Genomic DNA, 20,439 nt, shown 5'->3' on the forward strand with positions numbered 1-20,439 from the left:
CTAGTAATAATACAGCTCCATGCTCACTCGGATTCTAATAAGGACGGTGCTTGTTGGGTGTGGATAGTCTTTATAAGCAATTTCTATTGTGCGTTCAGAATTTCTATCCAAAATCACATAACCTGAAGACTTGATGAGCTTAAGATCTGTGATATCTCCATTTGGGTGGAGATAAAATTGCACGATATTAACCCCTTGTTGCCCTAGTCGGATTGCATCTTGTGGATATTTGAGATATTTGCCTGTGATACGCCCTATATCTCGTAAGTTGTTGATGATAAAATCCTGCTCCACAAGTCCATAATCTCCAAATTCCTCACCATAAAGATCGTTTACATCGCGTTTTGTAATATCATCAAGTTTTGGATAGTGCGAAAAAATTGCTGCTAACGAAGGGGATTGTCCCTTTTTCCTGGAGCGCGAATCCATAGCATTATTTGCATTAGGGGAGGGATTATTAAGCGTGAGATTATGCAAATCTATAGAATCTATAGTATTTTCTTGGGTTTGTGTATGGGTAGTGTTTTGTATAGGGTGAGAACCTAGCGGCTTAGAATTCCGATTAGCGATATTGCTAGTTTGTGTGGCGCTTGGGGGTTGTGTAGTGTTTTTGGTTTGTGATTTTTGTGCAGAGGTGTTTTGTTGTGCTTGAGTCGTGTTTTGATCTGTGCCTTGCGTAGGTGATTGCTGGGGCAAAAATCCTGAAATTTTTATTTTATTTGGAATTTCTCCTGTGCCCTTTTTAAACTGAAGGTTTGTTTGCCTTAGATTCCAAAATATCACCGCAATGATAACGATATGGACAACAATCGAGCAGAGCAGAGCAAAACGCAAGCGTTCATGTTCTGTGATTTCATATGTTTTGGTCATTTTTGAGTTGTCGCAAGCGCTGTGCTTTTTGCTCCAAAAGATTACTAAATTGTGAATCTTCAATCACAAGACTATCATAAAGCGTTGGTTTCGGAGATTCGTTGTGTTTGGCTATTGGGTATCTATCAAGTAGGGTATTAGAGTTACCCATAAGCACGACATAGCGATACCCATTTGTTTCGAGTGTGAGAATCTTATTTTTAGAATCTACGCGTTTTTGGGCGATGATTTTTATTGTTGGATCAAATGGATTAAGCTCAAAGTGTGTATTTTTTGTGGATTTTGGATCTAGATATGATGAAAAGGGCTGCGTGTTTTTACGCAAGGTATTTCGTGTCCATAATAAAATCACAAGGAGAAGCACCATAATCCCGACTAAAGCACCATAACGCCAAGGATCTAGATCCCCATTTTTGCCAAGCTCCAAGGTTTGTGTAGAATCTTTTTCATTAGGATTTTGTTGAGATTGTTTGGTGTTGTCTTGTAGCGAGATTTGATGAGATTGTGTTGTGCTAGCAAAATTCGCATCATTAGGCTTTGGAAGTGTGGCGATATTTTGAGAAATTTCAGAATCCCCTTGTGTGGTAGGAATATTGAGTGATTTATTCATCAAAAGTTCCAAATGCGAGGGTTTGGCTTTGAGAAACGTAACCTTAAAGGTTTGCCCTGCCTTGCTTACTTCGACATCAATTTGTGTCGGATCACCCACGCCTAGCACATACAGATCATTATTAATGTTAAAAATTTGTATCTCACTTACAAGCGACCCACTTATACGCTTATTTTGCACTTGTGCGGTAATATTTGTAAAAATTACCCCCTTATATTCATCTTTGGTTGTGATTTGAGGTGTGGAATCATAGGGCATATCCAAATATAACAGAACTTCATTGCTTTCTTTACCTGTGTGTATATCTATCTTTTGTGCTTGTATAGCAAAAACAAAGCTTAAGCTACACACAAATCCTATGAGATAACGCATAATTTAGACTTTCTCGCGTGTGAGATAATATACAATCGCATTAGAATCTAAAATCTCATTGATACGGATAGCAAGGTTTTTTTCATAGACCATAACCTCGCCTTTTCCTATCACACGACCATTGACAAATGTTTCAATGCTTTCACCAGCGGGCTTACCCAAGTCAATAATCGATCCTTTTTCAAAGCGTAAAATCTCATTGAGTGGAAGTTTTGTAGATCCCAATTCAGCTTCAAAAAGCACTTCCATATCTAATAATCCATTGTAGTTTTGCATCATATCTTCAAGATATGTTGCTAGTTCTATTTCTTTTGGCGTGTGGATTCGTTGTTTATCGAGGATAGATTCACCACCCATTATTCACTCCTTATTGAGATTTGCTAGTTTTTAGCTATATTTCTTACATAAATTCCGCAATGCCCTCTACCTAATTTAAAGTGCAAGCCACTATCATAGTCTTTTATGAGTTTGTGTCCTAAATAGCTAGGCACAGATATACTAAAGCTTGCATTACCCTTAGCAAGCATTTTGGCATGTCCTACGATAAGATTTGCGAGTTCTTTTGCCATATCTTCTAGGGTTTCTTTGTTTGGATCATTATCTTGGAGCATTGCTTTTGCTACGATTTTTAAAAATGCCTTATCAAAGAGCAAAAACACATCTTTGTCCGGAGTAGAGCCTTTGAGCATACTAATTTTTGTGAGATATCCCTTTTTGATTGGTAAGAGAGAATCTTTTGGGAGCTTATTGATGCTTTGTTGCACCACTTCTATGAAACTTTGGTGAATGACATCCATGGAGACCTCCTTGTATGCTAAAATTTTCCCATTATAGGCATTTTTTGCTTATTTTGGCTTAAAATTTTGTGTGCTTTTGCATAAATGTTGCACAAAGCATTCTTGACATAAGGGTTTTTGTGCCTTGCAAATATAGCGCCCAAAGAGCACAAAGGCTTGATGGAGCGTGGATAGATGATCTTTAAAAGCCTTGGTGAGATCAGATTCTGTTTGCAAGGCAGTGCTAGAGCTACTTAACCCCAATCTATGAGAAGTGCGAAATACATGCGTATCTACCGCCATAAAATTTGCCTCAAAAAATTCTATCAATACGACATTTGCGGTTTTTTGTCCCACGCCAGCAAGAGTTTTTAATGCTTCTTGTGTGGTGGGAATTTCCCCATTATATTCTTGCATGACTTGGGTTGCCATTTTTTTGAGATTTGCTGCTTTGTTATTAAAAAATGAAATGGATTTTATGTATTCTTTGATTTCTTCTAGTGGGGCATTGGCTAGGGATTTGACATCGGGGTATTGTGCAAAAAGCGCAGGAGTTACGAGATTAACCCGTTTATCTGTGCATTGAGCCGAAAGCATTACGCACACAAGGAGTTCGTATATGTTGTTGTAGCGTAATTCTGTTTTGGCATTAGCGTAGTGCTCTAAAAAAAGAGATTTTATCTCACTAATTTGTGTCTTTGTAGCTTTTTTTGGTTTTTGTGGCATTTGTGGCATTATGATCCTTAAGGTTGGTATCTTAAAAACTTGCATTATAATATTTTTTGGGACTTTTAGCTATAATTGGCGACTTTATTGTATTTTGTTTTAGGTGGGAGTGGAGTTTATGGAGACGATTATTGCTATTGAGCGTGCGGTGCTTTCTTCGATTTTGTATGCACCAAGTATTTATGAAGAAGTTGCAGCAATTCTAAGTCCCAAAGATTTCTTATATCCTACACACAAAAATGTTTTTGAGGTTATGCGCGAGTGTGATGCGCTAAACCTCCCCCTTGATGCTCAAATCATCTTGCAGCGATCACAAGGCAAGGTGCGTGAAGATGAGATTGTTGAGATTGCTAGTGCAGATTCTATTGCTAATGTCGAGGCTTATGCCAAAGAAATTAAAGAATCTGCGCTCAAAAGAGAACTCCAAGAATTGGCAATGCTTTTGCGTGAAAAATCACTAGATTCACACTCTAGTGCGCAAGAGATTATGGAGGTTATTGAAAAACGCGTTAGTGATATTGCACTAGGCAATACAAGCGGCAAGGGCTTTATCGATGCTCCGACACTTGCAAAAGAAACAATGCAATATCTTATAGATCTTAAAGAGCGTGGCAATGAGATTCTCACAGGTGTCACGACAGGATTCCATGAATTAAATGAGATTACAACAGGCTTTAATAGCGGTGATTTGATTATTATTGGTGCGCGTCCCTCTATGGGTAAAACAGCCTTTATGCTAAGTATTGCCCAAAGCATTTTAAATGCCGATGTTGGTGTAGCGATTTTTAGTTTAGAAATGCCCGCATTGCAGTTAATGATACGCCTACTTAGCTCTCTTAGCTCTATTTCTATGCAAAACCTGCGTCGTGGTAATTTAAATGATAATGAGCTTGAGCAACTTAGTATGTATACGGATATGATGATACACAAAAAGCTTTTTATCGATGATGGAAGTGTGCTTAATATCGCACAATTACGCTCCAAACTGCGAAAGCTTAAGCGTCAGCACCCAAGTGTTGGTATTGCGATGATTGATTATCTTCAGCTTATGGTAGGTGATAGAAATCAAGGCAAACAAATTGAAATTAGTGATATTTCTCGCGGGCTTAAGACATTAGCAAGAGAGTTAGAAATGCCTATAATCGCACTCTCACAGCTTAATCGTGAGCTTGAAAGACGCGATGATAAGCACCCAACGCTTTCAGATCTCCGAGATTCTGGAGCAATTGAGCAAGATGCGGATATGATTTTATTTTTGTATCGTGATGATGTGTATAAAAAACGCGCCGATAGAGAAAGAAAAGCGCGTTTAGAAAAAGAGGGTAAGGCAGCGGATTTTAAGGCAGAATATGTGGAGCGTGATGTAGAACCCGCAGAACTTATTGTTGCCAAAAACCGAAATGGTGAAACACGAACAATCAAACTTCAATTTAGAAAGCGCTTTACGCGCTTTGAGAATCCAGAAACAACACAGCAAGAAGAGCAACATGACACAAAGCTTGATGTAGATGAAATAAAAAGCATTATTAGCCCTTATTAGGAGTATTTAGGGTTTTGTAGATTCTATAGGTTTTGGAATATTGTAAAAGTTTAAGCACCTTTAGTGTAGAATGGCTTTTATGTTTTTTAAGATTTTGTAAGGAGTAAGGAAGTTATATGAAAACAGCGCTTATTACAGGGATCACAGGGCAAGATGGTGCATATCTCGCGGAGTTTTTGCTTAAAAAGGGTTATGAGGTGCATGGGGTTAAGAGAAGAAGCTCCCTTTTTAATACCGATAGAATCGATCATCTCTATCAAGACCCTCATGTAGATAATCGCAATTTTTTCTTACACTATGGGGATTTGACAGATTCTCTTAATCTCACACGCATTATCCAAGAAACCAAACCTGATGAAATCTATAATCTTGCAGCGATGAGTCATGTGGCCGTGAGTTTTGAGACACCAGAATATACTGCAAATGCTGATGGCATAGGCACACTTAGAATCTTAGAGGCTGTTCGCTTATTGGGACTTGTAGAAAAAAGCAAGATTTATCAAGCTTCCACGAGCGAGCTATATGGACTTGTGCAAGAAGTCCCACAAAGTGAAAAAACACCATTTTATCCGCGTTCTCCATATGCGTGTGCTAAGCTTTATGCGTATTGGATCACGGTTAATTATCGCGAGGCATATAATATCTTTGCAAGTAATGGGATTTTATTTAACCACGAAAGCCCTATACGAGGGGAAACTTTTGTAACAAGAAAAATTACGCGTGCGGTGGCAAAAATCGCATTAGGATTGCAAGATAAACTTTATTTAGGGAATCTTAGCGCCAAACGCGATTGGGGACATGCCAAAGACTATGTGCGAATGATGTGGCTTATTTTGCAAGCACCAAAGCCAGAGGATTGGGTTATTGCTACAGGGGTAACTACAGAAGTGAGAGAGTTTGTCAAAATGGCGTTTGCGGAGCTAGGCATAGAGATAGAATTCCGTGGTGAGGGCGTGCAAGAACGAGGGTATATCAAAGCATGTTTGGGGGATTTTAAGCTTGAAATTGGTAAAGAAGTCGTGAGCGTAGATGAGCGATATTTCCGCCCAACAGAAGTGGATTTACTGATTGGGGATGCGAGTAAGGCACGAGAAAAATTGGGTTGGGTGCCAGAATATGATTTGGCTGCATTGGTAAAAGATATGGTGCATAGCGATCTAAAGCTTATGCAAAAAGACAAATACCTAAAAGACGGCGGTTATAGTATTTTTAGTTATTTTGAATAAATATTGTGAGCTAAATATAACACACAGAATCTCTTGAGGAGTTTTTGCTTGTGTTAGATTCTATGCAAAGTATTCTATAGGGATTTTTAGGACTACTTTTTTTGGTTGAGTAAGTAAGTCTGTAGTATTGGTTGTATCTTGCGCGTTTGTATGGGATTGTATAGGATAGGTTAAACCCCCAGCATGCACATCTTGGGGAAAAAATATCCCCAAAATTCCGCTATGAAAAAAGAAACGATGGGGTGGGGTAATTGGCTTGGCGTAGATAATAAGATCTTTAGATTCATCATATGGCGTAAGTGGAATAAAGTCTTTGATATAGCCTACCTCAAAGTATTCTGCTCCCTCTACACATAGCTGAAAATCTACAAATTTTTTATGAGATTCATAAAATGCTTCCGTATGAGGCTTGAGAGGATATGTTTGCTCAATGGCACGTATATTTCCTCCCAATTCATATGTAAATTCTACACGAGTATTTTCTGTTGTGCTCGCAAGTGCGTTAATGCGTTTATACACTACAGAATCTACTGTAAGTGCTTGTGTAAGATAGTTTTTTGCTTCTATAAGTGATGGATAGAGCGCAAAAAAAGATTCAAATTGCCTAAAATCCCCAACAAGTGCCATATGTAATTCCTTTTTGTTTATAATTATAGCATGTTGTGTTTTATTGTATTAGGCAAAAGATAGTAAAATGCGACCTTTCTTGAAAGATTTTGTAATAAGGGTTGGCTTTTGTTGCGGTGTATGTTTGTATCATTATTGCTTGTAGCCACGCTGTATGCACAATCGAGTATAGATTATAGTAAATTACAATTACATTCAGATTCACAACAAAATGCATCGTATGTAGCCTTGAGTAGTGGTGTGTTATTGGTGGGTTCTATGGGTGGTGCAATAGTTTTATATCTCATGCCAGAGAGCGTGACAAATTGGAACAAGGAAGATATTCATTATCTTGGTAGGAATTGGACGGATCGCATTTCAAATGCGCTTGTAGCTGATAGAGATGATTGGTTTTTAAACTGGATTACACATCCTTATTGGGGCAGTGTATATTATATGCAGCCTCGCAAGGCTGGGTATGGGTGGTTTGAGAGCGCATTATTTTCATTTGCAACAAGTGCATTGTTTTGGGAATTTGGCATTGAAGCCTTTGCAGAAGTGCCTAGTTGGCAGGATCTTATCGTTACTCCTGCTTTTGGTGCAATGCTTGGTGAAATGTTGTATCAAGCGAGTATGCATATTTATGCCAATGATCGCACCTTGCTTAATTCGCGATTTTTAGGAAATTTCGCCCTTGTCCTCATGGATCCTGTTGGTTCGTTTATCGAATTAATGAGGCTTGATGAGCATTTTGGGGTAGATAAAAATGTTTTTTATACGCGCCTTAGTCCTGTTCGCTCAAGGCAGGGAAGTAATGGCATGATGTTAAGTTTGCATTATGCGTTTTAATATATTTTGATACAAAGGAAAAATATGCGTTTTGAAGTTTCACAAAAAGCTAAGCTCCCTACGAAATATGGAGTGTTTTGGATTCAAAGTTTTAAGGAATACGAGGAAGATTCTCATACACAACAAGCAGTATGTCCCAAAGAGCATTTAGTGGTATTTACACAACATCTTGGTGAGATTCCGTTGGTGCGTTTGCATTCTGAATGTCTCACTGGCGATGTGTTTGGATCGCTAAAGTGTGATTGTGGCGAAGAATTGGCACATTCTATGCGAGCTATCCAAGCTCATAAGCAAGGTGGTATGCTTTTGTATTTGCGTCAAGAAGGTAGAGGCATAGGGCTTTTTAATAAGGTGAATGCCTATGCCCTGCAAGATAAAGGTTTAGATACAATTGAGGCAAATTTAGAGCTTGGGTTGCCTAGCGATTGTAGAAATTATGAGATTGTGGGAGCAATTTTTAAAACCTTTGGGATAGAAGAAATTGAGCTTTTAACAAATAATCCTCTTAAAGTAGATTCTCTTGCGCAATATGCTAAGGTGAGTAGGCAAAGTATTATTGTTGGCTGCAATGAACACAATAAACAATACCTAGAGGTTAAAAAGAATAAAATGGGACATATGCTTTAGGGCTACTTTAATAATAGGCTTAAGATAAATAGCCTACAATACAACTCCCTAATATTTGCAAAAAAGGATAAGATATGCGCACGATGATTAGCTATGATGAAGCTGTGGAGATCTTGCGTAATATCCCTGTGCACACACTTCCTAGTCAAAAAGTTATTTTTACCCAAGCCCTTAATCGTTATCTTGCTCAAGATGTTTTTGCTTCCAAAAATGTCCCACCTTTTCCCACTTCTAGTATGGATGGTTATGCGATTTCTAGCGCTGATATAGAGATTTTACGCACAAAAGGATTAGCTATCCAAGCCACAAATAATGCCGGTATAGAACAAGAATTTACCATACAACCTGCTCATACTATCCGCACCTACACAGGATCGCGTATGCCAAATGGTACAGATACAATCATTTTGCGTGAAGATATCACAGAAACGCAGGTGCAAGATACAATGTTTGTGCGCCTAAAAGATCCAACACAGACTATCAAACCCACACAATGGGTGCGTCAGGTGGGTGAAAATTATACCAAAGGGCAGAAACTCTTAGAATCTGGCACACGTATCACACCTTTTGAGATAGGACTTCTTGCAGATCTTAATCAAGTGTTTGTGCAAGTCGTGCAGAAGCCTAAAGTTGGGATTTTAAGCATAGGCGATGAGATTCTTGAAGTGGGTGAAGAGAGCGATAGGACAAACGCATTACGCAGTGTTAATAATCACTTACTTAATGCACTTGTGGAAACTTTGGGAGGCGAGGGCATCTTATATCCAAAAGTTGGCGATGATAGAGATTCTATCCGCGCGCTTTATCGCCAAGCCTTAAAACAATGCGATATATTGCTTACCACAGGTGGTATGAGCGTGGGGGATTTTGATTTTACCAAAGACATTATGGCTCAAGAAACAGAAATGATCTTTAAAGGTGTGCGATTAAAACCTGGTAAGCCTGTAGCATACGGAATCTACTCTAGCGGAGAGAAACAAACGCATGTCTTTGGATTGCCTGGTTATCCAAATTCTTGCGTAGCGACATTTTTGCTTTTTGCGCGGAAGATTCTTGCACGTTTGTGTGGCACACAAGCAAGAGAGCTTATTTTGGAAGCGACTTTGCTTGATGAAGCGGTGCGCGTAGATTCGCGTATGGAATTTCGTGCGTGCGATGTGGAAGTGCGTGATGGCAAATTGTATGCAAGTTTTGCAAGTAAAAAAACCTTGCAAAGCTCAATGATTGAGAATCTAGGTGCACACACGGCGTTTGCGATTTTGCAAGAGGGAGGCGAGAGCTTGCCAAAGGGTGCAGTTGTGCCATTATTAGTGTTTCGTGATTTTATATAATTTAGCATTAGGGGGAAATAATGATACGCGTGGAGTTTTTAGGACCTTTAAGCACACAAGCGCCACTTGAATTAGAGGTGAAAAATATGCGAGAATTAAGGGAAGTTCTTGCCCAAAAACTAGAGCTTAGTAAATGGCTACAAATCTGTGCTGTAGCAGTAAATGATGAGATTATCAAAGATGAAAATTTTGCGCTTAAAAGTGGCGATAAGATTCTGATTTTGCCTCCTGTGTGTGGTGGGTAATGCAAGATTTAAGCCTTTATAATGGTCCTTTGCCAACAACAAAAATTTACACACAATGGGAGAATATCGCTCGAGAGAGAAATTGTGGTGCATTGTGTGTATTTACAGGCATTGTGCGTCAAGAAGAATCTAAAGAAAAATTCCAAAGAGATTCTAAAGCACAACCTAACACAGAATCTCATGCACATACACAATCCCACGGAGGCATAGATTCTCATAATCCTTGCGCACAGATGGTAAGTGCTTTAAGTTTTGAAGTGTATGAGCCATTGTTGTATAAGTGGTTTCAATCTTGGCAAGCAAAGGCAAAGGAAATGGGCGCGTTGCTGCTTATGGCACATTCTGTAGGCGATGTTTCCCATACACAAAGTTCTTATATGTGTGCGGTTATTTCAAGGCAGCGTCGTGTAGCCCTTGCGTTGTATGAAGAGTTTATCGAGGATTTTAAGGCAAATGCACCCATTTGGAAATATGACATTATTGGTGGAGAAAAGGTTTTTGCACTAAGTCGTAGTATGCCTATCAATGGTAGCGGAGTGCTTGGGTAATGCCAAAAATCGTAGCTTTTAGCGGTAAAAGCAATAGTGGCAAGACTACACTAATTTGTGCTATTGCTGAAATATTGCGCACTGAGGGCAAACGCGTTGCGATTATCAAACACGATCCTAAGGATAAAGCAGAGTTTGATACGCAAGGCAAAAAAGATGGCAAAGATAGCTATAAGTTTTCTTGCGTGGCACAACATGTCGCAGTGATTTCTCCAAAAAAGAGCGTAATGTTTGGATTTTGTGATGATATGACTCCTAGCACTGAATCTATAAGTGCGTATGAATTACGCGAGTTTCATCGTGCATTGGAGTTTTTTAACGAATGCGATTATATTTTTATCGAGGGGCTTAAGTCCTTGCCTTATAAGCGTATCATTGTGGCGCGTCAAGAGTTAGATAGACAATATATATCTTATGGTGTTGCGATTGCTATGGATTTGGCATTACAAGAGCGTGTGGATAAAGATATGTTGGGGGGTTTAGAAATTTTGGATCTTAATAATCCACGTGAAATTATAGATTTTATCAATAAGGAGTATTGATGCAAACAATCAAAATAGGCATTTTGGTATCCTCTGATCGTGCCTCTAGTGGTGTGTATGAGGATATTTCTGGTAAAGCAATTAAAGAAGTGCTAAGTAGCTTTATCGCAAATGAATGTGTTTTTGTGTATGAAGTGGTGAGTGATGATTTTGCGCCATTGCAATCTGTGCTAAAAAAAATGTGTGATGAGGAAAAATGTGATTTGGTCGTTACCACAGGTGGCACGGGACCTGCACCACGCGATATTATCCCTGAAGTTACGCAGAGTGTGTGTGAAAAAATGCTACCGGGTTTTGGGGAGCAAATGCGTGCGGTGAGCTTGCAGTATGTGCCCACCGCGATTCTCTCTCGCCAAAGTGCTGGTGTGCGAGGTAAAAGTCTCATATTAAATCTCCCTGGTAAACCAAAGAGTATCAAAGAATGCCTAGAGGCAGTATTTCCGGCGATTCCATATTGTATAGATTTAATAGGCGGGGCGTATATCGAGCCAAATACGCAAGTTATCACGGCATTTCGCCCAAAATCTTAAAATGGAGTGAGATTCATAATGCTTAGATTTTATATACAAAGACTAATTTATAAGGTGCTTTGTTGGTTTATTCCAAAAAAAGCGTGGCGTATAGGGCTTGGTAACAAATTTGGTTTTGGCGATCGTTTGGTTTCTTATAAGGAAGTTGATATATATGTCCCCAAAGCAGTGTTAGATTTTATGCATACACATGCACCTACGGATATAAATCCTTTTAAACATTCATATAAAACACAATTACAACCTACACCATTACAAGAAATTCTTGCTAACAAAACTTCTTTTGCCTCCCCCCCCCCCTAATAGTTTAGAGGATTTACAAGCCAAAGCCAAACTTGCGCATACAAAAGTAAGACATAAGGGATATTTTGAACTCGATCCAGATTCATCTAATCCCAAATCTCCGCGCAATCCTTGGGCGTATATACGCGTAAAAAATGAAGCCCACACGCTTAGGGCAAGTTTGTATTCTATTTTGCCAGCAATACAAAGAGGTGTGATAGGGTATAATGATTGTGATGATGGGAGTGAGGAGATTATCCTAGAATTTTGCACAGCGTTTCCAAGCTTTATCCCTGTGAAATATCCATATAGCGTGGATATTTATGAGCCACAAAAAGAGGAGAATAAGCTGTATGCATATTATAATTATGTTTTGAGTGTGATTCCAGAGAATGAGTGGTTTACTAAAATCGATATAGATCATATCTATCATTCTCAAAAGCTTTATAAGAGCTTGTATCTGTTAAGAAAGCCTTGGGAAGTATTAATATGGAATGTGTTGGATTTTGATATAAGTGATAATAAAGTGTATGTTAGAGATATGAAATGTCGTAGAGAATATGATCATTGGGTATGTTTTAGATCTAGAATTCATTTTCGTGAAGCAATAGCGGCATGGAATGGCGTAGATTCAAGAAAGGGATCTTTTGAGGTGTGTTTATTACCAACGATAAAGAGGTGTATTCTTCCAGAGCTTACAAATTGGCATTTTCCATTTATAAAGGATTCTCGTAAGATAGCTGTTAAGAATCATAAATGGCTTTTACCAAAAGAGTGGCATAGCCCAGAAATAGGGACTATGATAGATCCAATTATGCTAGATTCTACACTTATTGAAGAGCTTTGTAAGGATTTTGAATAACTTGAGAGTGAGGGCAATGGGGAAATGCCATTGCCCTTATGTATGATAAGATGTGCTTTAAGAATCTTTTTTGTCTAAAACTTCAAATGCTGGTAGCACCTCGCCTTCTAGTAATTCCAAACTCGCACCACCACCTGTAGAAATAAAACTCATATTATCACGCTCACCGGCTTTATCGATCGCATCGGCAGTATCACCACCACCAATGAGGCTAAAAGCATAGGTATCGCTCACGGCGTGGGCAAGGCTAAAAGTCCCGCGTGAAAATGCTCCAATCTCATAGATTCCTAAGGGTCCATTCCAAATGATTGTTTGAGAATCTCGTACCACCTCACCAAAAAGTCTCGTTGTAGCTGGTCCGATATCCACTGCCATATAGCCCTCTGGTATGTCTTGAGCAGGTGTAACTTTAATATGCTCGTGTTTTTTAATGTCATCAGTGCTTACAACATCTACAGGAAGATAGATTTTAACTTTCTTTTCTTTTGCAGTATCAAGAATCTTGCGCGCTTCGGCTACGAGGTCATCTTCCACGAGAGATTTTTGCATATCAAAGCCACGCGCTTTAAGAAATGTATTGCTCATCGCACCACCGATAATAATTTTGTCTATAGAATCTAAGATATTATAGAGTAGGCTAAGTTTGGAGCTAACCTTACTTCCTCCTACGATAAGCAACACCGGCTTAAGTGGATTAGCCAAGGCTTTAGCAAATGAATCTATTTCTTTTTTGAGCAAAAGTCCTGCAACTTTTTCTTTGACATATTTTGTAATTCCATAGGTGCTAGCGTGCGCTCTGTGGCTTGTGCCAAAAGCGTCATTGACATACACATCACATAATGTGCCAAGCTTTTGTGAAAGTTCATCGCTATTTTTTTCTTCCCCTTCATAGTAGCGAATGTTTTCTAGCAAGATTACTGCATTTTCTGTGCTAATGCTTTCTTGCAAAACTTTTACAGATTCTATACTATCAGCAAATGCCACATCTTTACCCAAAAGGCGCTCAACACGCTTAAGAATGTGTTTTAATGAAAATTCTGGAGTATGCCCTTTTGGTCGCCCCAAATGGCTAACAAGCGTGATGTTTTTTGCACCATTATCAATGCAATAATTTATCGTAGGCAATGCCTCGCGGATACGCGTATCATCAGAAATATTAAAATCATCATCCATTGGGACATTGAAATCCACACGAATAAGCACACGCTTACCCTCCACATCTATGTCACGTATGCTTTTTACGCCTTGCATAAGTTGGATACCTGCTACTTGTTTCATAATCATTCCTTTAGTATATTTTGTGTGAAGTATTGTATCTTATCTTTGCTAGAAGAAGCTAAAAACTCCCAAGTTTCTCACCACCAAGTATATGAAAATGCAAATGAGGCACTTCTTGTCCACCATCTCTACCTATGTTACTTATGATTCTATAACCGCTTTTATCAATTCCTAAGACTTTGACTACTTCTTGGATAAATGCACTAAGTTCTCCCAAAAGCTTAGGATCTGCTTCTTGAAAATCCTTGATACATTGTTTTGGAATCGCAAGAACATGAATTTTTGCTTTTGGTGCGATATCATAAAATGCCAAAAACTGCTCATTTTCAAGCACTTTTTTGCATGGAATCTCTCCAGCGACAATTCTTTCAAATATTGTCATTTTTTGCTCCTTGTGTGAGAATAAAAAATTATAACATATCCTTTTTTAAGTTGGTAGGTTTATGCCATAGTGTGTGAATGACTTTTATAGCTACACTAAAGAGTATGCCTTCAAAAATCGCCCCAAAAATGCACGAGGTATAGAGGGATTGCGAGATAATCCCAAATTTTAATCCCATACTTGACGTAATGACCAAAAATGTAAGAGGCATACAATCACTAAGTGCGAAGAGTAGGGTATTTTTGATACTTTTAAAGAAGCGTAAAAACACAAGCAAGGAAGCGCTAATGCGAATAAGTAGCATACCACATATAAGATAGAGCGCGTGCAAGAGAATCCAAGGAGATTCTAAGACGCTAGGAATATGTATTGTTGTGCCTACATAGACGAAAAAAAATGGCACAAAAAAGCCAAATCCCATATCATTTAGTTTTTGGGGGAGTGTGTGTTTGTATTTAAAATATGTAGAGAGAATAACACCTGCGATAAATGCCCCCAAAACCTTTTCTAAATGCAATCCTGTAGTGAGCAAGATAAAGATAAAAAGTAGCATAAACACAAAGCGCAAATCTTGGGAGTTACTATCATTGTACGGGAGCAAGAGAAGCTTTAGATTAGGAAACCACCAAAATAAAATATTAGCAAGTTTAAAAATACCTACAATACATACTAAAAAAATCGCCAAAATTAAGAGATTTTCACCCAAGCGCCAATTAAAGCCATAACGATACACGCCCTCTAGGGTTACAAGCACAGAGATACTAATTACTTCGCCAAGGACACCAATTTTTAGCGCGAGGTTGAGCCAAGGTTTGTTTTTACCATAATCTCGGATAAGCGCCATAATCATTCCCAAGCTCATCACAGGCAAGATCGCGATAAAAATCAGTGGTAATTGCAAGGTGATAACTGCGATTGTAGAGAGAGAATATAAACTTATAAAATAAAAAAGTGCTTGATAGAGAAATTTAGAACCCATAGAAAGAAAAGATTTTAAATCCACTTCTAACCCACATAAAAACATCAAAAATAAAAGCCCTATGTCTGCTACAAGCGTAATGTAACTATTATGTGAATCTATAAATCCTAAATATTGCCCTATAATCCCCAAAAGAATTTCTGTTACAACTATAGGGATTTTTGTAGCAGTGCTTAGCGGTACGGCTATAGTGATAAGAATAGCAATGGCGACAAATGGCAAAAGTGGCGTGATAACTTCCATATTAATTCCTAGTGCGTAATCCAAGTGCCTCTAAGAGTGCCTGTGGGAAAAGCTTGTATTCTAGTGTGTGGATTCTAGATTCAAAATCTTGCAGGGATTCATCAGTAATTTTTGGGAGTTTTTCTTGCATGATGATTGTCCCAGAATCTAGCTCTTCACTCACCCAATGCACACTTACGCCCCCAAAATCTTGATTGGATTCAAAGCTATCTTTGATAGCATGCGCACCTTTGTGATAGGGCAAAAAAGAAGGGTGAATATTAATAGCGCGTATGTGTTGCGTAAATATAGGCGTGAGGATTCGCATAAATCCACTAAGCACACACAAAGTAGGATCATAACGCTTAATCTCACGCACAAGCAATGTGTCATATTCATGGCGTTCTAAGCCTTTGTGAGAGAGCACAACACAAGGAATATGAAACTCTTGGAGTGCTTGTATGCCTTTGGCTTGGGGATTATTACACAGCGTGCCAACAACCTCAATGCGACACGCACAGCCTGTGTTATCGACAAATTCATGCAAATGAAGGGTGCGTATGAGGTTTATCATATTGCTCCCTGTGCCGCTAAAGAGGATAAAAAGCTTATGTGTTTTCATGCAAATAAATCTTTGTGTTTTTGGCGTAGAGATTCTATGGTTTCAATCATTTCATCGATACCATATGGGCTTTCTTCATCATATTCTGCCGAATCTAACAATTCTTCATATAATTCTAACGCATCTTCTAGTTTTTCTTTTTTGACACCTGCATAATACAATGCCACACTTAGCGTATCAATAAGCTGTTCGGCGAGTTCTTGGATTGAGATTTGTGAATCTTTCATGAAATATTCCTTGTGTTATAAAAGTTTTTGGAGAATTTGTTTTTTGATATCTGCATAAAAAAAACTCTCCCTAAAGCCATCAAGCTTCCCTCCCGCAGCGTTTTTATGCCCACCACCATTAAAATATTCTTTACTCAGTGCGCTCACATCACACTTGCCATTTGCACGCAAACTCACATTGCCCTTGCTATTAATGTCAATGTAGAAATCATATTCAGGATTTGATCGCAAAAAAAGATTTGCCAATACACTAATGCCACCCATACTATAGCTTAAAAATCCTAGTTTGTCTTGAAAATGCAAGGAGCATTCTTGTTTTTTGGTTTCTAAAAGTCTTACTTGAGCACAAGAAGTGATGTGATCCATTGTTTGTGTTTGTGGATTACCGCCTAGGATTTGTTTTTTGAGGCAAAAGAGCGCATTATCAAACTCCACGGCACCATTTTCCCTTTCTAAAAAGTCTTTGGTAGATTCAATAAGGCGGAATTTATAGAATCTATGCTCACTATCAAACATAAAGCGGTTAAGTTCATTGCTTGTGCTAATCATATTCATAGCGACTTTACCAAATTCAAAGTTGTATCCATCTTCTAGCCAAATATCTACAGAGTTTGTCATCTCCACGAGATTTTGTAACCAAGCTTTGTGGCTTGGGTTTTTGAGTGGATAGAGCTCCAAAAGCCTCTCCCAAGTGATTTTGGTCGCACAACGCGTAGAATCCAAAAAATACCACGGATATTTATTGGCGCACTCTTGCCCACTAATATGATGATCTAAGAGCATAAGCGTAAGGTCATAGCCTTGAGATTGCAGGTCTTGGACGCGTTGATGAAGATTGGTAGCTTCAGTAAGCGTGAGGTTTAAATCTGTGATAAGGATAAGAAAAGTATGAGATTTTTGGGAGTGGAATTTGGCATTAAGTTTGTGCGCTAAATCAGAAGTAATAGATTCTAAAATCATTTCCAAACGCACCCAAACTTCTTTGCCATAGTTTGCGTTAAAAAACTCTATGTCTTCAAAAAATTCTCTAGCGATAAATTGACAAGTGTAGCCATCTAAATCTGTGTGTGAGAGATGAAAAACCTTCATAAAAATCCTTATAATGTCGTATCAATTTCAGAAAGTAGCTCGTATTTGATATGCGTATCAATTTCGGCATTGCTAAGCACCACGACTTTGCTAAGCGTATGGAATCTGTGGCGGTATTGTTCTATGAGATTTGAAACTCCCTTGCGGAGTCGATAATCTACAAGCAACACAGCAGGCACAATACCACGATCGCTTAGTTTTTGGGCTTCTGTGCTTATAGCGACACTTAGCGCTTCGGTTTCTTCGGCATTAAGTAAAAGCATACGATCTTTGAGTTTGCCAAAGAGGAATTGCTCCACGCGTGCAGAGAAAATCATAGCCTTAAGAATATTGTCATCGGATTTGTATAAATCCGTGATTGTCCTAGAAAGTCTCGCGCGCACTTGTTCTACGAGGGCATCTGTGTCGTTTTGTAATTGTGGATATACATCTACAAGAGTTTCTAAGATTGTGATCATATCGCGGATAGGCACACCCTCTTTAAGTAAGCTTTGGAGCACTTTTTTAATGGTGCTAAGCGAAATGTTTTGTGCTTCAGATACGATTGTTGGGTATCGGTTGGAGAGTTTATTCATAAGGGTTTTTACTTCATCAATCGTGATAAACTCTTCGGCATACTCTTTGATGAGTTCTGTAAGGTGCGTGGTAATCACACTTGCAGGATCGATGATAGTATAGCCTTGAATTGCTGCTTCATCTTTTTGGGACATATCAATCCATAATGCGTCCATACCAAAGACTGGCTCTTTGACCGCAATGCCCTCGAGATTGCCTTTATCCATAACCATACCCACATCCATTGCAAGCATTTTGTCTGGGATCACACTACCGCTCCCAATAATCACGCTTTTAAGGATAATATTATAGGTATTTGGATCAAGATTGAGATTGTCTCTAATGCGCACTTGTGGAATCAAAAATCCATAATCACTTGCTATTTTTTTGCGCATAGATCGTATGCGCTCTAGTAAATCACCATTTTGACGCACATCAACAAGTTTAATAAGATTATACCCAAGGTGAATCTCCAAAACCTCCACTTTGAGGGCTTCATTAAGCATTGCCTCTTCTTGTTCGCGAATTTCTTCCTCGCTTTTTTGTTCTTTTTGTCTTTTGTGGCGCTCTATATCTTCTGGAGTGCTAGGATTATCTTGGACAGGGGGTTTTGCTTTGATATTAAAATATTTATCAAGCCAAGATTCTATGGTATGGAAAAAACTCTTTGAATCTTCTCTACTTGCAAGCCATGCAATAAGAAAAAAGAATATTCCCACAAATCCAAGTGAAATAGGAAGTCCCGGCACAAGCGCAAACATACACAAAATAAACCCAACAATAAGTAAAATTTTGGCATTACCAATAATTTGTGTGACAATATCACTCGCAAAGCTTGTTTCACTGCTTTTTGCTGCACGCGTTGTGATGATACCTGTGGCTGTAGCGATGATGAGGGCAGGGATTTGTCCTACCAAGCCATCACCAATGGTAAGGATTGTGAATGTTTGTGCGCTTTGGGCAATACTAAGATTGTATTCAAACACCCCAATAAGAAAGCCACCGATGATATTTACAAGCGTGATGATAATGGAAGCAATCGCATCGCCTTTGACAAACTTGCTAGCTCCATCCATTGTGCCATAAAAATCTGCTTCTTGCTGGAGAGATTCTCTTCTTGCGCGTGCTTCTTCTTGAGTGATAAGTCCGGCATTTAAATCCGCATCGATTGCCATTTGCTTACCGGGCATTGCATCAAGTGTGAATCTCGCTCTTACTTCTGTGACGCGCGTTGATCCATTAGTAATCACGATAAGATTGACAATCACAAGAATACTAAATACAATCACCCCTATGACATAGTTTCCTTCTGCAACAAAGCGACCAAAGGCATTAATAATGCTACTGACATTATTTGCGCCATTATGTCCTTCAGAGAGAATCATACGCGTGGTGGCGACATTGAGTGCGAGGCGATAGAGGGTTACGATAAGCAATATCGTAGGAAATGCCGAAAATTCGGTGGGTCTATCGATATAAAGTGCCATAAGAATGATAAGCACTGAAAGCGCCAAAGAAATACTTAGCAAAAAATCAAGCACATAGCTAGGTAATGGCACGATAATGATCGCCATAATGACAATCACAAAAAGCACAACACTTAAGTCTTTTGATCCCATAAGTGTGCGCATAAAAGGCATAATTTTTTGCGATAAGATTCTTTGTATAGTATCTGCCAAATTTACCCTTTTAGAAATACTGCAAATTTCTTTATGCTAGGATTGTAACGAGATTTATGTAAAACTTTGCTAAGTAAGCGCAAAAGTCTCTATCTGTTTGTCTTTAAACGCACACATATGTGTGTAACCAAGCTCTAGGGCAAGATTTTTACAAATCTCATAACCTGCGCCTACTTGCTCTAAGCTATGCGCATCTGATGAAAAGGTGATAGGGATTTGCATATCTTTTGCCATTTCTAGGATATGTTGCGATGGGTATTGTTCTGCGCAGGGCTTACGCAATCCTGCGCTATTAATTTCTAATGCGCATGCATTGTCTTTGATAGATTCTAGAGTTGTTTTAAGTTTGTGGTGCAGGGTAGGGGGTGGTGGATTGTTAAAAACTTTTAATAAATCAAAATGTCCAATGATTTGAAATAGCCCACTTTGTGCCATTGCTGTAATAGAATCTAAATAATCACTCCAACATTGTGTCATATCTGTGTGCTTGTAGTGTCCGATAAATTCAGGATTATCAAACCCCCAATCATTTAAAAAATGCACAGAACCTATAAGATAATCTACTTGGGCGTTTTGCACTTGGGATTCTATGAGATTTTCTTTGCCCTTGATAAAATCTACTTCTAAGCCTATGCGTATATCAATGCGTGTTTTGTAGGATTGGCGCAAGGATTGTAGGGTCTCAAAATACTCTGGAAGTTGTGCCAAAGACATACGATATTTGGTGTCAAATGCCATAGGCGCGTGGCAAGAGAAACCATAAACATCAATCCCAAGGGCAATGGCTTTTTGTATGTATTCCTCTGGCGTGCCTGTAGCATGTTGGCATAAAGGCGTGTGATTGTGCAAATCAATACGCATGAT

Annotated in this window: 25 protein-coding genes; 11 read left to right on the forward strand and 14 right to left on the reverse strand. The window is 38.8% G+C overall.

Annotation, left to right across the window (positions count from 1 at the left end; translation table 11 throughout):
- From B9T66_RS04145 to nth, 5 genes are read right to left on the reverse strand one after another with little or no spacing between them, the layout of a single operon-like run.
- Positions 1-870, reverse strand: a complete 870-nt coding sequence (locus tag B9T66_RS04145) for an energy transducer TonB (RefSeq protein ID WP_095627726.1) — start codon at positions 868-870, stop codon at positions 1-3.
- Positions 854-1,852, reverse strand: a complete 999-nt coding sequence (locus B9T66_RS04150) for a hypothetical protein (RefSeq protein ID WP_095627727.1) — start codon at positions 1,850-1,852, stop codon at positions 854-856. Before B9T66_RS04150 ends, B9T66_RS04145 begins: the two co-directional genes overlap by 17 nt.
- Positions 1,853-1,855: 3 nt before the next feature.
- Entirely contained in the window at positions 1,856-2,209 is a 354-nt protein-coding gene (fliN, locus tag B9T66_RS04155; protein ID WP_095627728.1) for a flagellar motor switch protein FliN, read from the reverse strand.
- 23 nt (positions 2,210-2,232) lie between these two features.
- Positions 2,233-2,649, reverse strand: a complete 417-nt coding sequence (locus B9T66_RS04160; protein WP_095627729.1) for a chemotaxis protein CheX — start codon at positions 2,647-2,649, stop codon at positions 2,233-2,235.
- 48 nt (positions 2,650-2,697) lie between these two features.
- The gene (gene nth / locus B9T66_RS04165; RefSeq protein WP_095627730.1) at positions 2,698-3,363 is read right to left on the reverse strand and encodes an endonuclease III; all 666 of its coding nucleotides are present in this window, start codon (positions 3,361-3,363) and stop codon (positions 2,698-2,700) included.
- A gap of 109 nt (positions 3,364-3,472) precedes the next feature.
- On the opposite strand from nth, the gene dnaB reads away from it, so the two are divergent.
- Complete coding sequence (gene dnaB / locus B9T66_RS04170) at positions 3,473-4,894, forward strand: replicative DNA helicase (RefSeq protein WP_095627731.1); 1,422 nt, start codon at positions 3,473-3,475, stop codon at positions 4,892-4,894.
- 116 nt (positions 4,895-5,010) lie between these two features.
- On the forward strand, positions 5,011-6,120 hold the full coding sequence (gene gmd / locus B9T66_RS04175) for a GDP-mannose 4,6-dehydratase (protein WP_095627732.1): 1,110 nt from the start codon (positions 5,011-5,013) through the stop codon (positions 6,118-6,120).
- Positions 6,121-6,180: 60 nt separating this feature from the next.
- Here gmd and B9T66_RS04180 read toward each other — a convergent pair whose 3' ends face one another.
- Entirely contained in the window at positions 6,181-6,747 is a 567-nt protein-coding gene (locus tag B9T66_RS04180) for a YhcH/YjgK/YiaL family protein (RefSeq protein WP_095627733.1), read from the reverse strand.
- Positions 6,748-6,855: 108 nt separating this feature from the next.
- On the opposite strand from B9T66_RS04180, the gene B9T66_RS04185 reads away from it, so the two are divergent.
- The 9 genes from B9T66_RS04185 (at position 6,856) to B9T66_RS04225 (ending at position 12,542) form a co-directional block, all read left to right on the forward strand.
- The gene (locus B9T66_RS04185; protein WP_143429094.1) at positions 6,856-7,575 is read left to right on the forward strand and encodes a DUF3943 domain-containing protein; all 720 of its coding nucleotides are present in this window, start codon (positions 6,856-6,858) and stop codon (positions 7,573-7,575) included.
- 24 nt (positions 7,576-7,599) lie between these two features.
- Complete coding sequence (gene ribA / locus B9T66_RS04190) at positions 7,600-8,202, forward strand: GTP cyclohydrolase II (RefSeq protein ID WP_095627735.1); 603 nt, start codon at positions 7,600-7,602, stop codon at positions 8,200-8,202.
- A gap of 74 nt (positions 8,203-8,276) precedes the next feature.
- Positions 8,277-9,533 carry a molybdopterin molybdotransferase MoeA gene (locus B9T66_RS04195; RefSeq protein WP_095627736.1) on the forward strand — a complete coding sequence of 419 codons (1,257 nt, stop codon included), beginning with the start codon at positions 8,277-8,279 and terminating at the stop codon, positions 9,531-9,533.
- 20 nt (positions 9,534-9,553) lie between these two features.
- Positions 9,554-9,778: a MoaD/ThiS family protein gene (locus tag B9T66_RS04200; RefSeq protein WP_095627737.1), complete on the forward strand. Its 225-nt coding sequence runs from the start codon at positions 9,554-9,556 to the stop codon at positions 9,776-9,778.
- Positions 9,778-10,326, forward strand: a complete 549-nt coding sequence (locus B9T66_RS04205; protein ID WP_095627738.1) for a molybdopterin synthase catalytic subunit — start codon at positions 9,778-9,780, stop codon at positions 10,324-10,326. The genes B9T66_RS04200 and B9T66_RS04205 overlap by 1 nt, the downstream gene beginning before the upstream one ends.
- Positions 10,326-10,868, forward strand: a complete 543-nt coding sequence (gene mobB / locus B9T66_RS04210; protein ID WP_095627739.1) for a molybdopterin-guanine dinucleotide biosynthesis protein B — start codon at positions 10,326-10,328, stop codon at positions 10,866-10,868. The genes B9T66_RS04205 and mobB overlap by 1 nt, the downstream gene beginning before the upstream one ends.
- The gene (gene mog / locus B9T66_RS04215) at positions 10,868-11,398 is read left to right on the forward strand and encodes a molybdopterin adenylyltransferase (protein ID WP_095627740.1); all 531 of its coding nucleotides are present in this window, start codon (positions 10,868-10,870) and stop codon (positions 11,396-11,398) included. Before mobB ends, mog begins: the two co-directional genes overlap by 1 nt.
- An 18-nt stretch (positions 11,399-11,416) precedes the next feature.
- Complete coding sequence (locus tag B9T66_RS04220; protein WP_095627741.1) at positions 11,417-11,701, forward strand: hypothetical protein; 285 nt, start codon at positions 11,417-11,419, stop codon at positions 11,699-11,701.
- Positions 11,664-12,542, forward strand: a complete 879-nt coding sequence (locus B9T66_RS04225; RefSeq protein WP_257874599.1) for a hypothetical protein — start codon at positions 11,664-11,666, stop codon at positions 12,540-12,542. The genes B9T66_RS04220 and B9T66_RS04225 overlap by 38 nt, the downstream gene beginning before the upstream one ends.
- Before the next feature lie 57 nt (positions 12,543-12,599).
- Here the strand turns inward: B9T66_RS04225 and B9T66_RS04230 are convergent, their stop codons facing one another.
- The 8 genes from B9T66_RS04230 to hisJ all read right to left on the reverse strand — a co-directional run bounded on the left by B9T66_RS04230 (position 12,600) and on the right by hisJ (position 20,436).
- Positions 12,600-13,820, reverse strand: a complete 1,221-nt coding sequence (locus B9T66_RS04230; protein ID WP_095627743.1) for a phosphoglycerate kinase — start codon at positions 13,818-13,820, stop codon at positions 12,600-12,602.
- 58 nt (positions 13,821-13,878) lie between these two features.
- On the reverse strand, positions 13,879-14,202 hold the full coding sequence (locus B9T66_RS04235; RefSeq protein WP_095627744.1) for a histidine triad nucleotide-binding protein: 324 nt from the start codon (positions 14,200-14,202) through the stop codon (positions 13,879-13,881).
- A 28-nt stretch (positions 14,203-14,230) separates the two neighbouring features.
- Entirely contained in the window at positions 14,231-15,424 is a 1,194-nt protein-coding gene (locus B9T66_RS04240; protein WP_095627745.1) for a cation:proton antiporter, read from the reverse strand.
- Position 15,425: 1 nt separating this feature from the next.
- A complete protein-coding gene (purN, locus tag B9T66_RS04245) occupies positions 15,426-16,025 on the reverse strand; it encodes a phosphoribosylglycinamide formyltransferase (protein WP_095627746.1) in 600 nt (199 codons plus the stop codon).
- A complete protein-coding gene (locus B9T66_RS04250) occupies positions 16,022-16,252 on the reverse strand; it encodes a hypothetical protein (RefSeq protein WP_095627747.1) in 231 nt (76 codons plus the stop codon). Before B9T66_RS04250 ends, purN begins: the two co-directional genes overlap by 4 nt.
- 15 nt (positions 16,253-16,267) lie before the next feature.
- The gene (locus tag B9T66_RS04255; RefSeq protein WP_095627748.1) at positions 16,268-17,341 is read right to left on the reverse strand and encodes a DHH family phosphoesterase; all 1,074 of its coding nucleotides are present in this window, start codon (positions 17,339-17,341) and stop codon (positions 16,268-16,270) included.
- Between the two features lie 8 nt (positions 17,342-17,349).
- Positions 17,350-19,575: a flagellar biosynthesis protein FlhA gene (gene flhA, locus B9T66_RS04260; protein ID WP_374220123.1), complete on the reverse strand. Its 2,226-nt coding sequence runs from the start codon at positions 19,573-19,575 to the stop codon at positions 17,350-17,352.
- Between the two features lie 69 nt (positions 19,576-19,644).
- The gene (hisJ, locus tag B9T66_RS04265; RefSeq protein ID WP_095627749.1) at positions 19,645-20,436 is read right to left on the reverse strand and encodes a histidinol-phosphatase HisJ; all 792 of its coding nucleotides are present in this window, start codon (positions 20,434-20,436) and stop codon (positions 19,645-19,647) included.
- Positions 20,437-20,439: the final 3 nt, after the last annotated feature.

The sequence above is a fragment of the Helicobacter sp. TUL genome, assembly GCF_002287135.1.
GTDB lineage: Bacteria > Campylobacterota > Campylobacteria > Campylobacterales > Helicobacteraceae > Helicobacter_F.

Coding starts and splice junctions, on each gene's coding strand:
- B9T66_RS04145 (WP_095627726.1), bottom strand. CDS start 870: ATGACCAAAACATATGAAATCACAGAACATGAACGCTTGCGTTTTGCT.
- B9T66_RS04150 (WP_095627727.1), bottom strand. CDS start 1,852: ATGCGTTATCTCATAGGATTTGTGTGTAGCTTAAGCTTTGTTTTTGCT.
- fliN (WP_095627728.1), bottom strand. CDS start 2,209: ATGGGTGGTGAATCTATCCTCGATAAACAACGAATCCACACGCCAAAA.
- B9T66_RS04160 (WP_095627729.1), bottom strand. CDS start 2,649: ATGGATGTCATTCACCAAAGTTTCATAGAAGTGGTGCAACAAAGCATC.
- nth (WP_095627730.1), bottom strand. CDS start 3,363: ATGCCACAAATGCCACAAAAACCAAAAAAAGCTACAAAGACACAAATT.
- dnaB (WP_095627731.1), top strand. CDS start 3,473: ATGGAGACGATTATTGCTATTGAGCGTGCGGTGCTTTCTTCGATTTTG.
- gmd (WP_095627732.1), top strand. CDS start 5,011: ATGAAAACAGCGCTTATTACAGGGATCACAGGGCAAGATGGTGCATAT.
- B9T66_RS04180 (WP_095627733.1), bottom strand. CDS start 6,747: ATGGCACTTGTTGGGGATTTTAGGCAATTTGAATCTTTTTTTGCGCTC.
- ribA (WP_095627735.1), top strand. CDS start 7,600: ATGCGTTTTGAAGTTTCACAAAAAGCTAAGCTCCCTACGAAATATGGA.
- B9T66_RS04195 (WP_095627736.1), top strand. CDS start 8,277: ATGCGCACGATGATTAGCTATGATGAAGCTGTGGAGATCTTGCGTAAT.
- B9T66_RS04200 (WP_095627737.1), top strand. CDS start 9,554: ATGATACGCGTGGAGTTTTTAGGACCTTTAAGCACACAAGCGCCACTT.
- B9T66_RS04205 (WP_095627738.1), top strand. CDS start 9,778: ATGCAAGATTTAAGCCTTTATAATGGTCCTTTGCCAACAACAAAAATT.
- mobB (WP_095627739.1), top strand. CDS start 10,326: ATGCCAAAAATCGTAGCTTTTAGCGGTAAAAGCAATAGTGGCAAGACT.
- mog (WP_095627740.1), top strand. CDS start 10,868: ATGCAAACAATCAAAATAGGCATTTTGGTATCCTCTGATCGTGCCTCT.
- B9T66_RS04220 (WP_095627741.1), top strand. CDS start 11,417: ATGCTTAGATTTTATATACAAAGACTAATTTATAAGGTGCTTTGTTGG.
- B9T66_RS04230 (WP_095627743.1), bottom strand. CDS start 13,820: ATGAAACAAGTAGCAGGTATCCAACTTATGCAAGGCGTAAAAAGCATA.
- B9T66_RS04235 (WP_095627744.1), bottom strand. CDS start 14,202: ATGACAATATTTGAAAGAATTGTCGCTGGAGAGATTCCATGCAAAAAA.
- B9T66_RS04240 (WP_095627745.1), bottom strand. CDS start 15,424: ATGGAAGTTATCACGCCACTTTTGCCATTTGTCGCCATTGCTATTCTT.
- purN (WP_095627746.1), bottom strand. CDS start 16,025: ATGAAAACACATAAGCTTTTTATCCTCTTTAGCGGCACAGGGAGCAAT.
- B9T66_RS04250 (WP_095627747.1), bottom strand. CDS start 16,252: ATGAAAGATTCACAAATCTCAATCCAAGAACTCGCCGAACAGCTTATT.
- B9T66_RS04255 (WP_095627748.1), bottom strand. CDS start 17,341: ATGAAGGTTTTTCATCTCTCACACACAGATTTAGATGGCTACACTTGT.
- hisJ (WP_095627749.1), bottom strand. CDS start 20,436: ATGCGTATTGATTTGCACAATCACACGCCTTTATGCCAACATGCTACA.